The sequence below is a fragment of the Mesorhizobium sp. M8A.F.Ca.ET.207.01.1.1 genome (genome assembly GCF_004794715.1).
Lineage (GTDB): Bacteria > Pseudomonadota > Alphaproteobacteria > Rhizobiales > Rhizobiaceae > Mesorhizobium.
In genome coordinates this window covers 1-307 of the sequence record NZ_SRUS01000455.1, presented here as the reverse complement: position 1 = coordinate 307, position 307 = coordinate 1, and the positions used below count along the sequence as shown (strand labels likewise).

General features: G+C 74.3%; 1 protein-coding gene. It reads right to left on the bottom strand.

Going from position 1 to position 307, the window contains the following annotated elements:
* Positions 1–82: 82 nt before the first annotated feature.
* Positions 83–307: ATP:cob(I)alamin adenosyltransferase (locus EN850_RS35340; RefSeq protein WP_136093058.1), on the bottom strand; the 225-nt coding region annotated here is incomplete at its 5' end.

The following is a 307-nucleotide window of genomic DNA, read 5'->3' as shown; positions in this document are numbered from 1 at the left end:
GGCGTTGCGGGCATTCCGGATGACCGGCGCCGGGGTCATGAAGCAGGCAGGACGGATGGGTGAAGACCAGCATCGTGCCGACTCAGCGCTGGCGCTGCTGCGGCTGCCACAGCGCTTCGCCTTGGCCATCGGCGCGGGCCAGCACCCGGGCCAGCACGAACAGCAGGTCCGACAGCCGGTTGAGGTACTGCAGCGCCTCGCTGCGCACGGCCTCGTGGCGGGCCAGGGTGACCGTCTCGCGCTCGGCGCGGCGGACGATGGTGCGGGCCAGGTGGCAGCGGGCGGCGGCCTCGCCGCCGGCCGGCAG